The following is a 16,028-nucleotide window of genomic DNA, read 5'->3' as shown; positions in this document are numbered from 1 at the left end:
GGTGCATCCGTTCATCGTGATCCCACCTCGACCACCCTCTGAGGCAGCGCCCTCCTCACCAGAGACGGCGGACTTGCTCGCGCAATGGATGACCACGACCGCCGGCAGGTCTGCCCGTCCGTCTCCCCCGCCACAGCCCAGCGACGGGTTGCGATTCGCCTTCTACGGCCGCACCTCAACCCTGCGCCATCAAGACCGCGTGTCCTCCCACGGCTGGCAACACGACATGGCCGACCACCTCATCACCGGCCACGGCCGAATCATCGCGGACTACTTCGACGCCGGCACCTCCCGCCGCACCCCCTGGCCACAACGACCCCAAGCCGCCCAGCTCATGACCATGATCGCCAGCACCGAGCCGGCGATCGACGCGATCGTGGTTGGCGAGTATGAACGCGCCTTCACCGAAGGCCAGTTCGCCACGATCTACGCCTGGTGCACCCGGCACGGCATCCAGCTCTGGCTACCCGAAACAGACGGACCAGTCGACCTCGGCAACCGTGACCACCGCGCGCTCATGGCGCTGCTAGCCACCCAATCACAACGCGAAGTCCTCCGCGCCCGCCACCCCGTCCTGGCCGCCATGCACAACCAAGCCACCCAACAAGGCCGCTACCTCGGCGGACGACCACCCTACGGCTACCAACTCTTCGACGCCGGACCGCACCCCAACCCCGCCGACGCCCGCTGGGGCCAGCGCCTCCAACGCCTCGCACCCGATCCTCGAACAGCACCACACGTGAGCTGGATGTTCCGGCAGCGCCTCGCCGGGCACAGTGTCGCCAGCATCGCCCGGCATCTCAATGAACGCGGGATCCCCTGCCCATCCAGCGCCGACCCCGAACGCAACCGCCACCGAACCCGCAGCGCCTGGACACTACGCACCGTCGCCGTCATCCTCGCCAACCCTCGCTACACCGGACGCCAAACCTGGAACCGCCGCGCCAATGGAACAGGCAATCCGAGATCAACGCCGGCGCTGTCGACCGCGGCTGCGCACCCGGCGCTCGTCACAGAGCAGGATTTCGTCGCCGCGCAGCAGATCCGGGCACCACGACCGACCAGAGACAACCGGCCTCGCCAGTTCGCACTCGCCGGCATGATCCACTGCGGCGTTTGCCACCGACGTCTGGACTCTCACTGGAACCATGGGCGCCCGACCTACCGTTGCCGTCATGGCCACACCAGCGCTCAAGGCGCAACCCAACCCCGGCCGAAGACCTTGTACGTTCGCGAAGACCATCTCATCGAACAGATCAACATCCGCGTCGGTCACCGAAGCACCGAAAGTCAAACCATAGGAGCATCCATGGGGTAATTGAGTGTCCTAGACGATCTTGCACACTATCTACACGCCTGCAACTCCCCAGTTGACCTGGAGGTTCTCGCTAGGTGAACCCGCCGCTACCCGGCGCCCCACAGGGTGGTCGAACCGCCAAAGTGATCCTCCACGCTACCCACAGTGCTCCAGCTGGGCCGACCGCTGCCACCGCCTGCCAAGCTGGGCGCCATGACCGACCTGCGTGACCAGTGGCGTGTGTTCCACTGTTCCCGAAACAGACCGGAGGGGTCAGGACCGGCGACGACGCGTTGTTGCTGGGCCGAGTCGCCGACACAGTCGAAGGCATCAGCAACACCCGCAGGGGCCACCGGGCCCTCAGCCGCCCCGCCTGCCACCGCAACACCAGTCATCGTGCCCACAACAGCGCTTACCTGCACAAAACCATGGACGACCGCAGCAGGCTAGCCCGCGCTGAGATGCTGTCCGACGAATCTCACCGGACAGAAGAACTAGTGCTCGATGGTGCCTTACTCAAATCGTCGAAAGCTCAGACACGCGCTGGGCAACTCTGGCATCCGGATCGCCCTCAAGGCAAGCGAGAGCCACGGCCATGCGCTCCCTGTCATCCTCAACAGCGTCCAACAAATCGAGCGCGCCAAGGCGAACCATCGGTACTGGATCATCGATAATCTTGTAGATGATCCACAATCCGCGCCGCAGTTCGGCATGACATTGAGCGTCCAGCATCTCCCCTTTGTCAGCAACAGACACACTTTCGTGCGGTCCACCAACTGCGATCTCGACTAGAAGGTTGGCGATGTGCTCCCGAACGAACCCTGGGCGCTGCGACACTAGTCCCAACAGCAACGGACCGATCACCCGAACCGCGGAATCGAACAATTGCCCTTGCACCACGACGTTGTTATCCAAACGCCAATACGCCTCCTCGGCATCCTCCTCCGAGGAGGCATTAAGCAGATCATGAAGAGCCTCCGGGACGTGCACCACGTCGCCTCGCATAGATCGCAGTTCGCGCCACGGCACCGAATCAATAAGTGCATCCTCAATCACGAAATCAATCCCTACTGATCCCACGGACCGTCGGGGTCGTAACCCACCCCGTCGGGAAACTGTGACCGATCATACCTGGCCTGACAACTCCAACAGATCCGGACTTCACGCCCGGTCCGCGGACGCAGTGCCTCTGTAAACCTAACATCCTTCGGGTCGATCCCAAGCTGCCTCTCCACGTCCTGCTCCGCACAACCGGTCGGGTTCCGGTTGCACCCGCTTACAACACGACCAGTTGCGGGGTCGTACCCGCCTGTAACTGTCGCCTTCGATGCTCCAACCTCGGCCGCCCGTCCATCTCTGGCGGCCCGAGCTTCCTGCAGCAGCTGTTGCTCGCGCTGCGCAGCAGTTCCCAGACCACTCAGCTCTGCTTCAATGCCGGCCCGACCCGCACCACCTGCCATCCCGCCGGCGACGGCGCCCGGCACCGATTCCAATAGACCTTGACCAATAGCTGTGATTTTAGAGTCCCTCAAGCACTCATCGAAATTTTCCACACAGTAAGTCGCGGCAATAACCTTCGCGCCCTCGACATCATTCATATGCGTGTTGAGGTAGTACAGCGCCTTAAGACAACCCGTCCTCCCGACGCAGATATTTACAGATGTTGTCTCATTAATAGGGTAGTAGGAGTTGTCCCAAAAAGTCTTCGACTCCATATCGCGGACAGATTGAAACCAGTACTGCAGCTCATAAGGGTCGGAAGTCGGAGGTGAATTTCTCCTCACAAACGACGCTTTTCGCGCCTTCTCTGACGCCGGCTGCCCTCTTAGAACACCCTTCTTGGCTAGCTGGTCGTGCGTGTAGTAACCGTTGATATCGTTGCCACCGGGCGCCATCGGGTCGATGCCGCAGTCGCCCACCCGGCCGATACATCGCCCGACGTCGTTCCACTCGTTCAGCCCGGTGGGGTCACTCTTGGTAATCGGACTGTCGCTGACGTAGCTGTATCCGTTGATCTGCTGTGGGTTCGTCACGTCGAGCACGGAGTCCAGCGATACGAATCGCCCGGTAGAGGCATCGTAAGCACGAGCGCCGAGCTGAGTAAGGCCCGTCGAACTGTCCTCGGTACCGCCGACGAAGCCGCGGTCGCCGGGGAGGTCGGTGGCGGGGCCGCGCGGTGCGCCGAACGGGGTTTGGCGGCGCTGGGTAACACTCAGGTCGGTCGAGTTGATGGCGACCTGGCTGGTGCCCTGGTGGTCACCAGCAAGCCACGTCAATGTGCCCGCGGCGCGAACGGCAACCGTCGCACCGCCGTGACTGTAGTAGCGGGTCGTAACGGCCTGGCCGGCGTTGTCGACGTGGATCTCTTGACCACCGATGTAAAGGGTGGTGCCGGTGGGGTCGTGACGGAGCAGACGGCTGCCGTCGGCGTCGTAGGTGTAGCTGGTCTTGGTCGTGCCCTCCGTCACGGAGTCGAGCTGACCTTCGACTGTCCAGTCGAGATTCTGCGTTGCCGACGTGCCTGGGCGGGTCTTGGTGTTGCCGACCTGGTCATAGGTGTACGAAGCGTCCGGCTTGCCGGGAGTGTTGATCGAGTTCAGCAGGTGCGGCTTCGCGGCCCCCGGGTCGGCGTAGTTGTACTTCCGGGTGACGTCGCCGGCACCCGTGTGCTGGGTGTCGGTGAGCCGGTTGCCGGACTTGTCGTAAGTGAAGGACTGCCAGTACGGAGCCGGGCCCGACAAAGAAGCCGTACTTGGGTCGTTGTCACAAGCGCCGGCAGACGGAGTCCACGCATCGGTCAGGCGCTGGAGGTAGTCGTAGCGGAAGCACTGGTTGTCGGCAGGCTGGTCGAGCGGTGTGTCGGAGATCGACGTGATGTTGCCGGCCGGGTTGTAGGCGTAATGAGTATCCGCCTGCATCGGGTGGGGGACTTCAGCGTCAACGACAGTGCGGTCGAGACGGCGGGTGTGATCGTCGTAGAGGTACGTCAGCCAGGCACGGTGGCCTTCTTCACCGAGCTGCAGACGTTGAACCTCGCCGTAGGGGCTGTAGTCGGAGGACGTGACGTAGTCGTCGTCGCCGGTCGTGGTGAGCGGGTCGCCGAGGTCGTCGTAGACGTAGAGCATGCTCTCTGCGGTCACGTCCGCGGTGGCGGGGAAGCTTGATCCGCCGAGGCTGCCGTCGGGGTTGTAGGACAGGAACGTCTGGTAGGAGCCGGCGAGCTTCGGTCCCTCGACGGCCGGAATGGTCACCGTCTGGATTGCCGGCTGGTAGAGCGGCGAGTACGCGTTGACCTTCTCGGTGTAGGCGTTGCCGTTGATCCAGCGGGTGGAGCTGGCCACCTGGCCGACGCCCTTGAACGCGGTGTCGTAGGCCCATTCGGCGAGCTTCGTGCCGGTGGTGCTGCCCTGGTATTCGCCGGTCTTCCGACCCAGGTCGTCGTAGCTGTAGGCGAGGGTGACGTTGCGGGCGTCGGTCGTGCTGGTTTGCTGACCGAGCTGGTTGTACGTGTAGGTCGTCGCGCCGCGGTCGGGGTCGTCGGCCTGTTTGAGCTGCCCGTGGATGTCATAGGTGTAAGCCCAGTGGTTTCCGCTGGAGTCGGTCACCGAGGCCAGCTGGTCGCCGGGCGTGTAGGTGTAGGTGGTTTCGTCGTAGTCACCGGTGGGCTGCGGGCCGTGATACTGCCACAATGCTCTGGTGTGACCGCGTGCGTCCGTAATCGTGGTCGTGGCCACGCCACCGGCCGGCGGCGTGACGTTGGTCCGGTCACCTTCGTAGGTGGTCGTGGTGCGCCACTTCTCGGTGCCATCAGCCTCGTAGATCGAGGCGCTCGGGCGACCCGCGCCGTCGAACTCGCTCAGTGTCAGGCCGGGGATGTCGGTGTCGCTGGCGACCCAGAGCTTCGTGTCGACGTTCTGGTCATTGAAGAACGGCTGAGTCGTCTTGTACGCGCGGTTCTGCGAGTCATAGCGGGTATCCACCAGCAGCCGACCGCCGCCTGGTGCCGGTGTCTGGACCTGACGTGGCCGGTAGAAGCTGTCGTAGATCGTCGTCGACGTCGTGAACCGGCCGTTGGCGGTCAACTGGGTTGTGGAGACGGAGCTCGGCGCGTCGTTCCGGATGTCGTAGCTGTAGCGGAGGTTGCCCTGCGGGTTGTCCGAGCGAAGGCGGTTCGGCTGCCACACCTCGGTGTTGCGGCCCAGCGCGTCGTAGGTGATCTCCGTGACGCGCGCGTTGGCATCCGTGGTGGTCTTGGCCGCGCCCCACGCGGGCTCGAACACCGTGGTGGTCTTCTGCTTGAGCGTGTTCGCCGTTTCGAGCTGCGTGACAGGTCCGCCGGTGCCGGGTGTGTACGTGCTGGTGGCCTCGTGGCCGGCTGCGTCGATCACCTTGGTGGTGCGACCGTAGACGTCGCGCTCGGTCTTCGCCGCCGTCCGGTACACGGGCGCGCCGGCGTCGTACGCGTCCAGGTCCTCCGCCATCGTGACGTCGCCGGTGATGGGAGCGGCGCCGAAAGTCTGCGCGTCGTAAGTGGACCGGGTGTCGGAGATGACGTCGCGCGGGTAGACCGGAGGAGTTCCGCAGGCGACAGCTGTGTTCTCGACTCGTGATGGGTACGACAGGAGCCACAGCGTGGAGTTCTGCGCGTAGGTCGTGGTCGTGCAGCGGTCATCGGTGGCGTCGTTGACGTCCCCGAGGTCGTTCACCTGCGTAGGCAGGCCGTTCGCATCGTACGTCGTGGTCGTCTTGGTGGTTCGCCAGCGACCAGCGGCAAGAGCGGTGAACGACCGGGAAGTGCCTGGATGCACGATGTACGCGTTGTACGCGGCGCGTGTTGCCGTCGGACCTTGCCAGCTGGGTTCGGTGATGGACTTGCCGATGACAGCCCCGTTGGCGCCGTTCTTCGTGATGCTCTCGAGGGTGAAGCCCTGCAACCAGTCTTCGTCGACGTAGCTGCCGTTCTCGTCGTCAGCCACCGAGATCGACCGCTTGCCGTTGTTGGGGAGCTTGTCCCCGTTCATGCCCCGGAAGTACCGAGTTTCGGTGTAGGTCTGCGGGCCGTCCGGGTCGTCAGGCCGCCCGGTTCTGACGATCACCTTCCCGAAGCCGCGGAACTCGTCCCAGCTCTTCTTGTCGTCCGGGGTGAACTCCGAGGTGCTGTAGTGCCACGCCGCGCCTTCGGGGTACTCGTAGCTCGTGAGCTGCTCGGTGCTCGAGCTGATCCGATCCGACTGCACGATCGAGGAAACGACGTACTTCTGGAAGTAGTCGGTGCGCTCGGCGAAGCTCTTCGGAGCCCAGGTGACCGGGAAACACCGCTTGGTGTTGGTCTCGGGATTCGCCGGCAACGACGTCGCGGTGCAGTCCGGATCGGCGTAGTTGACCGTGGTCACGCCACCAGACTCGGAGACGATCGCCGACAGCCGGTAGCGGTTGAGCGGTCCGATGCCGTCAGCCTTGTCGACCCGGTTCGCGAGCTTTTTGCCTTCGAAGGTGACTGGCGGCAGGGAAATCGGGGTACCGACAAGGCCGGTACGGGTGACGCTCTTGAGCCACAGGGCCGCCTTCTCACCGTCTCCCGGGTCGGGGAAACTCTGGTCCAGCGACCAGCTGGTCACGTCGGCGTAGCCGGATCCGGACCGGACCTGCGCGGTGATCTTGGCGAGACGCTTCGTGGACCAGAACGTGGGGCTGGGGTGGTCCTTGCAGCTGGCCGTGTCGCATCGATCCGTCAGCGGTACGTCCGGCCAGTTCTCGGGCTTGTCGAACGTGCACAGACTGCCCGGCACACACCGGTCTGCCGGTGTGAAGACGACCTTGCCGACGGCAGGGGCGGCGGCGTGGGTGTTCAGGCCGTACTGGATCTCCCGGAGCGTGCCGCCGCGGACGTAGGACACAGCGGTGTCCTTGCCGTCCTGGCCGTACTTGTTGGTCTCGACGTCGTAGTTGTAGAGGATTTCGTTGCCGTGCGGGTCGATCACCTTGTCGAGGTTCCAGCGGTAACCCTGAACACACGACGAGTCTTCGAAGACGTTGGTCGCCGCGTGGCACGGTTCACCCGCGTCGTCGCCGTAAACAGGAACAGTCCAGGTGGAGTTCGCCGAGGCAGTCGAACCGAAGAAGTACTGGGTGCCGTCGACCGTGGTGATCTTCCAGGACTCGCCATTCTGAGCGCCGTTGCCCGAACCGGTCACGTGCTCGATGCGGGCCCCGCTGTCACTGCGTTGCCGCCAGACGTTCTTGGTGGTGTCGTGGATCAGCATGCCGCCGGAGCCGTTGTACGCGGCGGTCGCGTTGTCGGACTTCCAGCACAGGTCACCGACTTTGGGCGGGGTGGTGCCGCCTTCCTTGTCTTCCTGGCACGAGCCGTAGGTGCGCTCCACGAAACCCGGGGCGAGGTCCCAGCCGTCGCCGATCCACGAAGCTTGGTTGTTGGTGGCGCTGGTGTGACCGTCGACCGAGGACGACGAATACGACAGCGCCAAGCTCGGAGTCAGATCCCCGGGTACCGGCGGCACGTCGAGCGGGTACGACCAGCTGAAGTCGCCGGTCTGCTCAGTCACGTCCCAGGTCGCGGACGGGCTGAGCGAGGTTGCCCTCGTATCGCCGCCGCCGTCCGGTGCCGTCGAGCCGGTCGGCTGGTTGCCGGTGAGCGCCTTCGTGGATGCCTCGTCGGGAGCCCGCGGCGTCATGGTCTGCTGGGTCACCGGTGTCGACGGGTAGTCCGGCAGCTGCACGCTCGGACCGCCGGCCGCGCTCGCGACGCTGTTGGTGCTGACGGCGGTCAGGACAAGCGAGCAGACGAGCGCCGTGATCAGACCGCGACGACCGCGGTGCGTCGGCGACGTGCGCATGGTTCCTCCAGGCTGGGCAGGACGGGGTCCTGGAAACGCGGGGCAAGGTGGCGATGGGTGGTGAGGGTGGACCGGCACCACCCATCGCCGTTGTCGGTTCGGAAGGGATCAACCGGGCGAAACGGCAGTCCTCGCCGGGGTCGAGGTGGACTTGTCCGGAAGGATCAGAGCAGCGGCCGAGCGAGCACCGGCCGGGAACACAGGCGCATCGTCGGGCACCTTGTCCAGCGCGTAGCCGAGCAGCTTGTCGACGGTCCAGCCCTCACAGGTGGCCAGTGTGCTGATCATCGACTCCCCCACCGGGCTGATGCAGCGGTAGACCGGATTCGCCGCAACGCCGACCGGGGCTGTGGTCCACAACCGGCCCGTCGTGCCGATCACCGTTTTGCCCTCGCAGAGAGCATTGGTCGACACGAACTGGTCGGTGTCCGTCACGCAGCTGGTGATCGCCTGGGTGCTGGACGGGGAATCCAACGCCACGAACCCGTGTTGCCCCTCGAGGATGTACCCGGGCCGCACGCCCTCCGCGGTGGTGAAGTGGTCGATCGTCGTGCTGCTGTTGTAACGGACTAGCGGCGCGTAGGCGAGCGTGTAACCGAGGATCCCCTCGCCCGTGGCACCTTCGCACGCGGCGTCGAGTGACTCGAAGTGATCCGGACCCGTGTTGCAGCGGTAAACCGCAACCGTCGCGATGTTCGTCGGCTGAACCGTGTACACCGACCCGATCGGCCCGCCCACGGTCTGACCCTCGCATGCCGGGTCAGGCGAGGTGAACGCGTCGGTCCCCGCGTAGCACGAGTACAACGTGCGGGTGTTCGGCTGGCTGCCGTCGACCAGCATGCCGAGGCTCTGGTCGAAGTGGTACCCGCCCGGAGCCGGCTCGGACGTCGCGTAGGACCCCCGGCGCCCTGCTCCATCGGCGTACCGCCCGAGCTGACCGGTCACCGGAGCCGGCCAGTCGGCCCTGCGCCGGATGGCGTCCTCGGGCATCACGTCGTAGTGGGTCGAGACCTCGTCGATCATGCCGGGGAAGAACTCCGCCGGACTACCGTTGACCAGGTCGCGCCCGATCGCGAGGCCGTGAGTCGCCGGCCACGGGGCGACGTTGTTCTGCACGCCGCCGAGCTGCCCATCGACATACAGCCGGAACTGAGCCGCGCCGGCGTCGTAAACGCCGGTCAGCGCGGTCCAGCGGTTCACCTCGGGTACCTGGAACGACGCCGTGTAGTTGAGTGGCGCAGCGTCCTTGTCCTGAGTCGCAGCACCGAAGACCCAGCGGTTGAGCTGCGGCCGGTACTGCAGGACGAACCCGCTCATCCGGGTGCCGTCCTGGCTCACGACCGTGGCGACGTTGTCGGCCGCGCCAGCTTCGCCCACGCGGAGACGGTGAAGCTGCGCGCCATCGGCACTCCCCCGTCCGATGTGGTCGCGACTCCGCTCGTGCCGTCGAGCTGCAGCGCGTTGCCCATGACACCGCCAGCCACGATCGACGCACCGCCGGACAAGGTGGCGTCGTTGTGGCGCCAGGAGTAGTCGCGGGCGGTGCCGTTGTCGAAGTGCCACTGGCCCGCGTCCGCCTCCGAGACGTCCGCGACCACTCGACGGATTTCACCGTCACTCAATGCCTTGCCGAAGACACGGACGTCGTCGATGCCCTGGGCGAAGAAGCCGGTGTTCTGGCCGTTCCACTTACCGCGGCCGATCGTGAACGGACCGTTCGACGCGCCGACCGTGATACCGACCTCGACTGTCGTCAGCGCGCCGTTGACGTAGAGCTTCACCTCATGTGCTGCGGCGTCGTACACGACTCCGAGGTGAGTCCATTCGCTGGGAGTGACACTGACGTTCGAGGCAATCGTGGTGACCAGAGCGTTGTCCTGGTCCGCCTGCGGGACCACCACACTCCATTTGCCGGTATCACCGCTGTAGCGCAGCTGGAACGCGCTGGCGCGGCTGCCGTCCTGACCCAGGACAACGTAGTTGCCGGTATCGGTCTTGGTGAGGACCACCCAAGCTGTCGCCGAGAAACTCTTGGTCGTGTCCAGCACCGCGCCCGTGGACTCGGCGTAGCCCGACGTGCCGTCGAGCCATTCGGCCGCACCGGAGCGGCCGCCGAACCACGACGCTCCACCCTTCATCGTGGCGTTGTGCCCACCGCCGCTCGAGTCGGACACCGCGGTACCGGTGTTCTCGTCGAACTTCCAGTAGGCGGTGTCGGCCACAGGCAGATCCGGAACAGTCTCATCCAGCGCAGGGTAGGCCGCGTAGAGGGAGAAAATCCGGTCCTTGTCCAGCGCGCCCGAATACAACCGCACGTCGTCCACGCGGCCGGGCCAGAACTGCGCCGGCGCGCCGGCGACCTTGCCCCGGCCGAGCGCGGCACCTCCGCTCGCCTCCCACGCCGTGTCGAGCGTGCCGTCGCCCACGCGTTTGCCGTTGACGTAGAGCCACGTCTTGCCGGTCTGCTTGTCGTAGACACCGGTCAGGAAAGCCCACGTATTGATTTCCGCGGGCAACGTGGACACTGCCGCCTTGGCGATCACGGGGCTGTCCACATCGGAGCCCGCCATTTCGAACACCCACTTCCCGCAAGCGTTCGGATCATCCGACATCCCGTCGAAGCAGAACGCCGACATGTCATCGGCGACGTGCCCGAGACGGAACTTGCTCGTGTGGACACCATCCAGGCTCACCGCGGTGAACTTCGACGTGATGTCACTCTTGCGATCGAGGTACACCCACGCCGAAACGGTGAAGCTGTCATCGCTGCGCAGCTCGACGCCGCTTGTGGAGACGGCGCCACTCGCACCGTCGAACGACACGGCGTTGCCGACCCGGCCCGGCACCAGATGCGCACCGGCAGTGAGCGAGCCCGGCCGCGCTCCCGTCGAGTCCGCCACGTTCATGCCGCTGGACTCGTCGAGCTGCCAGTTGTGGACCAGGTTCAGCTCCCTGCCCGCCATAGTGCGGACCTCGTCGCTGAACAGGGCACGGGGATAGACCTTCACGTCATCGACAGCCCCCGTGAGCTGGCTCGTCCACGCTCCCCTGTCCTTGCCTCGGCCGATGTCGAACTCTCCAGAGGCGTTCCACACAGCGTTCGTCGTGGTCGAGCCCGTAAGGCTCCCGTTGACGTAGAGCAGCATCTCCTTGGTCGCGGCGTTGTAGCTCGCCGCGAGGTGCGTCCACACCCCGGTCTGCACCGGTTGGTCGGACTGGACCAGCACGGCGGACGACCCGTCTTGGTCGGCCGAGCTGATGGCGAACATCCACCGATCCATCGAGCTGCCGGTGTAGCCGAGGATGAACGATGAGGCCCGGGAGCCGCTCTGGCTGGCCACCGTTCCCGTTGTGATTGTCTTGGTACCCAGCTTCACCCAGCTGGTCACGGAGAAACTCTTCGTCGTGTCGACCGCCGGTGGAGCGCTCAACGCGCCGTCCGCGCCGGTGAAGTTCGCCGCGAGGTCCTTGGGATCCGGGTTGATGTTCTGGCCCGGAGCCCAGTCGACCTTGCCGTTGACCGTGCCGTTGAGGCCACGGCTCGAGCTGTCCTTCGCATCGCCGTCAAGCGTCCACGCAGCCGCCGGGACGTTGTTCTGCGCCACGATGCCCTGGATCTCGGAAGCGCCGAGAGGCCGGCTGTAGGCACGGACCTCGTCGACCGCGCCCGCCCAGAAGCCGGTCGGTCCGCCGTACTGCCCACGTCCGACCACGAACGGCCCGTTCGCCATCCACGGTGTGGCCGGCGCCGTCGCCGCCCCGGCCTGGACGCCGTTCACGTACAACGTGAGCGTCTTCGCGGCGCTGCTGTACACACCGGACAGGTGCGTCCATACTCCCGGTTGGACAGTGTTCGCGGCCGACCGCGCTTCAGAGGCTGTGCCACCTGCTGCGTCGCCGGCGTTCATACCGAAGACCCAGCTACCACCGATCTGCTTCAGGTACAGGCCGCTGGCGTTCACTCCGTCTTGAGACACCGCCGCCATGTCACCGGTCGAGTTCGGCTTCACCCACGCGTTGACGGTGAAGCTCTGGTCCGTGCGTACCGCCGGACCCGCGGTCGACGCGTAGCCTTGCGTGCCATTCAGAGTGAGTGCCCCGTTGACGGCACCTTGCTGCGTGAACGCGGCTCCGGTGTGCAACGCAGCCATCTCTCCACCGGCCGCGCTGTTGCGCGCCGTAGTGCCATCGGCCTCGTCGAAGTTCCAGTAACCCGCGGCCACGTTGTCGAGCGTGACGATGGACTTCACCTCGGAGTCGGACAGAACGCGGTCATAGGTGCGAACCTCATCGACGGCGCCCGGAAGATAGTCAGCACCGGCGCCCGCCGGGATGCTCCGGCCAAGGGCGAACTCCCCATTGGCGGACCACGGTGACGTCCAGTCAGCTGTCCCGACGAGGTCACCGTTGACATAGAGCCGAACCTTCTTCGCGGCGCCGTCATAGACCCCGGCGAGGTGCGTCCACGTTCCTGTCTGCGCCTTCTCGGACGAGAGCACGGTCGTCGGCACGGCTGATGCCGAGTCCGAAGGCCGCAGCTCGAGCGCCCACTTGTCGGTCCCGGTACCGGTGTAGCCGAGCCGGACCATGGTGGCCGCCGAACCGTTCTGGCTCAGCATCGTCGCCCATCCCTGCGTCTTCGCCGAGAGATTCACCCAGCCCGCGAACGTGAACCCGGCGGCCGTGCTCGCTGAAACCGGAGCCGTCGCGTAGTCGTTCGAGCCGTTGAACTTGAGGGCAGAACCAATCGATCCCTGCACGTAGGTCGGTGTGCCGTGCAACGTGGCGTCGCGGAAGCCGAGCGTCGCGGAGTCCTTAGTGGAACCGTCGAACGACCACTGGGCAAGAGGCCCGTTCCCGGCTTTCACATAGAAGTGGTACACCTTCATCGGGCTGCGGTGGCCGGCTCGGTCGACGCTCTGCACGAACAGATCACGCGGCCCGTCCCCGGGCGGCGTCAGCGTTACCGATGCTTTACCGCCCAGCGCATCCGCGTCGACCTTCGTCGACGGCGCGTCATTCCAGCCATAGAAGTAGTGGTCGATGTCCGGCACGCCGTTAGCGGTGAACGTGAACGTGTCCGATACCCCGACTCCGCCGTGCCAGGTGTTGTCTTCGCGATACACCGGCGCGGACACGACAGGCTGTTTGTCGACTCCGACCTCGTCGACTTTGAACCCTGGGCCTGAGCTTGAGTTGCCCCGATCAGCGGTGTCGAACCCGGTGAGGGACCAGGTGATCGACTGGTCGTTTCGGGTCGAGAGGTCGACCGTCGTGCTGGAGAAGGCCCCGGAAGCCTGGTAGATGTCGGGCTCGCGGTGGTCGACGGCCGGGCCGCCGTAGATGTCCCAGATCGCCTTCAGCTGGTCGTTGCCGTCCGGGTCCGACAGGCGGCCCATCAGCCGGATCGAGCTATCGCCGACGTAGGGCATGCCGTCACACCACTTGCACGGGGTCGGCAGCGGCGGATCGGTCTTCAGCTCGTACGGCGGGTTCGGGCGCGTGTTGTACTTGACCCGGAGGAACGTCGTCGGAACTTCGTACTTTCGCCAGGCGTCAGAATCTGACTCGTTCGCGGCTCGGAGGAAGTAGTTGGTCGTCGTGCCCGCCCGAATGTCTGCCGGGGTCAGCTGGAAGCCGACGCCCTTGAAGCCATCGCAGCCCGGGTAGTTGGTCGGAACTTGCGCATCCTGACCAACCTGGTGGCCGGCGGGCATGTTGTTCCAGTTCGTGTCGAAGGACAGGCCCCACCCGGCCAGGAACAACTGGTGGGCGCTGGTGATGTTGCACTTAGGGCCGTACACCACGGTGGTGTCGAACTTGACGTCGTTGATGCTCTTGCCCGAGAGGAAACTCGTGTCGAACTGGAAGTACGTCCTCGCGACACCGATACCGTTGCAATCGGCAAAGTCGCAGAAACCCACCTTGGCCCACGCGTCGGCGTCGTTCGTCCCGTTGACGTAAGAGTTCGTCGGCTTGCCCTCGAACACCTTCGCCCACATCGACTGGTTCCATGACCGCATGTCGGGGTCAACCACCACCGGGAATCGTGTTCCCGGGTCGGTGAGCATCGCGACCGCAGGGTGCAACAGGAGCGTCGAATCCTGCACCGTCACCTCGACCGGCGCGCTGGACACCTCAGGGCCTCGCGCGTCCCACATCGTCGATGCGGGAGCCGCGAAAACCAGGTTGCCGGCCGCGTCGACCGCCTTGATCCGACCCGACTGGTCACTGGTCACGGTGAGGCCATCGGCCGAAAGCTTAAACGGGATGGACTTGAGGGCCGGGTTCTCGGCGGCGGCGGCGCTCTTGATCACGAGCCGCTCGTTGTACCCGTCCGCAGTGGCCTGCATCACCAAGTCAACGCCCGGGAACACCTCGGGGTACGTCGCGGTCGACCCGTCGAGTTTCGGCTTGGGCAGCTTCGCCGGCCACGACAGCGACAACTTCTTACCGTCTCTGCCGAAGGTCACCAACGGTGCGTGACCGCCGTCGGAGAACGACAGATCATCCACGGTGGCACCAGGCCGCACCGCTCCATCCGCGGAGTTGGCCAAGGTCGTGTTCACCGGCACCCAGCCGCCACCGCGCCGCACACGAACCGGTGCCGAAGCCAACTCGGCGTTCAACTGCCCATCGGGCTGGGCGAAAACCCGCTTGGTTTCCGTCGTCTGGTCTGCCACCTCCACCGGCGTCCCCTGCAGCCTCGCCGCGGCGAACGCCGCCCCGGCATCAGGCGCGGACGCCACCGGAGTCACCCCTGGTCGCGACGGCGTACTCGAGGTCACCACCACGAGCACACCCGCCAGCACGAGCACAACCAACCCGAACACGCGCAGCTTGAACCCACGCGAAAGTCTTCGATACTCCACGAAAGACGGCCCCCTCGGCCTGGTCTGCGCGCGTCCCCCGACCCGCGCGACCCAAAAGTAAAAAGAACAATCCACGATCACCAAGGCACCGCAAAGCCACCGACCGGGTGATCACGATCCACAAGAGACATACACCCCGCATTATGTCTGCTTTGTCACGATAGGACGCCGACCTGCAGCAACGCGGGGTGTGCCGAACGGACCAGCGGCTGCTCCGCTTGGTCCAGACCGTCGACAAGACGTTACAAAGCACCGGTAACGAACATCGACAGCTGGCCGATCCAGTGATCGACATCGCTCCCCATCGACTCGAAGGATCACCCGTGACCGAGGAAGTACCGGTCCTCACGGAAGTACCCGCCGTCGCGACGCCGCAGGGTCGTTCACGCCCGGTTTCCCTCGTGATCGCCGCCGCGATCGGTCTTGCCATCGGTGCGGCGGGCGTCGGCATCCCGTGGCTGTTGACCGCGCACGACTCCGGAGTCGTCAGCGGCCCACCGCTCAAAGCGCCTGACACGCTCGGCGGCGTGGACAGGGCCGACGTGCAACCGGTGAAGCTCAAGGACGACTTCGCGCACCGCCAGTTCGCCCAGCGCAACGCCACCAACGACCGTGAGAACACCACCCGCGTTTCGGCCGCGTACGGTGCGCCGGCGGTGGTGCAGACCTACACCGCGGTCAACTTCTCGCACTCGTTCACGCTCACCGCGATCCGCACCCACGCTCCCGGGCTCGCGATCGCCTATGAGGACAAAGACAACGGCTTGGCCGCACCCACCAACGAACTCCGCCAGGTCGGCGACGTATCCTGCGTCCTGCGCAACAACCTGACCCCGCTCGACGAGAAACTCACCCCCGACAAGACCTCGGTCTTCCTGTGCCAGCGCGCGGATCCCGGCTTCACCATCCAGCTCAAACCCCTCGGCGACGACACCAAGGAATACCGCGACCCCACCGTCTGCGCGGCCATGATCGACGAAGCCTGGACCAAACTGCACTAACCCC

General features: G+C 65.2%; 6 protein-coding genes. 2 read left to right on the top strand and 4 right to left on the bottom strand.

Annotated features, from left to right (window positions below; translation table 11 throughout):
- Nucleotides 1–88 precede the first annotated feature (88 nt).
- The gene (locus AB0K15_RS39715) at nt 89–1,318 is read left to right on the top strand and encodes a recombinase family protein (protein WP_364063082.1); all 1,230 of its coding nucleotides are present in this window, start codon (nt 89–91) and stop codon (nt 1,316–1,318) included.
- A 495-nt stretch (nt 1,319–1,813) separates the two neighbouring features.
- Here the strand turns inward: AB0K15_RS39715 and AB0K15_RS39710 are convergent, their stop codons facing one another.
- The 4 genes from AB0K15_RS39710 to AB0K15_RS39695 all read right to left on the bottom strand — a co-directional run bounded on the left by AB0K15_RS39710 (nt 1,814) and on the right by AB0K15_RS39695 (nt 15,023).
- Nucleotides 1,814–2,353 carry a hypothetical protein gene (locus tag AB0K15_RS39710; RefSeq protein ID WP_364063079.1) on the bottom strand — a complete coding sequence of 180 codons (540 nt, stop codon included), beginning with the start codon at nt 2,351–2,353 and terminating at the stop codon, nt 1,814–1,816.
- A gap of 11 nt (nt 2,354–2,364) precedes the next feature.
- Entirely contained in the window at nt 2,365–8,151 is a 5,787-nt protein-coding gene (locus tag AB0K15_RS39705; RefSeq protein WP_364063076.1) for an RHS repeat-associated core domain-containing protein, read from the bottom strand.
- 108 nt (nt 8,152–8,259) lie between these two features.
- On the bottom strand, nt 8,260–9,528 hold the full coding sequence (locus tag AB0K15_RS39700; RefSeq protein WP_364063073.1) for a LamG-like jellyroll fold domain-containing protein: 1,269 nt from the start codon (nt 9,526–9,528) through the stop codon (nt 8,260–8,262).
- Complete coding sequence (locus AB0K15_RS39695; protein WP_364063070.1) at nt 9,486–15,023, bottom strand: LamG domain-containing protein; 5,538 nt, start codon at nt 15,021–15,023, stop codon at nt 9,486–9,488. The genes AB0K15_RS39700 and AB0K15_RS39695 overlap by 43 nt, the downstream gene beginning before the upstream one ends.
- Before the next feature lie 218 nt (nt 15,024–15,241).
- Between AB0K15_RS39695 and AB0K15_RS39690 the strand changes: the two genes are divergently transcribed.
- Nucleotides 15,242–16,024 carry a hypothetical protein gene (locus AB0K15_RS39690; protein WP_364063067.1) on the top strand — a complete coding sequence of 261 codons (783 nt, stop codon included), beginning with the start codon at nt 15,242–15,244 and terminating at the stop codon, nt 16,022–16,024.
- The last annotated feature ends 4 nt before the right edge of the window (nt 16,025–16,028 follow it).

This window comes from Amycolatopsis sp. NPDC049253 (assembly GCF_040678995.1).
Classification (GTDB): Bacteria; Actinomycetota; Actinomycetes; order Mycobacteriales; family Pseudonocardiaceae; genus Amycolatopsis.
This window is presented reverse-complemented; position numbering and strand designations above follow the sequence as displayed.

What these genes read in the sequence shown, in the direction of transcription:
- AB0K15_RS39705 (WP_364063076.1), bottom strand. Translation starts at nt 8,151, where the DNA reads ATGCGCACGTCGCCGACGCACCGCGGTCGTCGCGGTCTGATCACGGCG.
- AB0K15_RS39715 (WP_364063082.1), top strand. Translation starts at nt 89, where the DNA reads ATGACCACGACCGCCGGCAGGTCTGCCCGTCCGTCTCCCCCGCCACAG.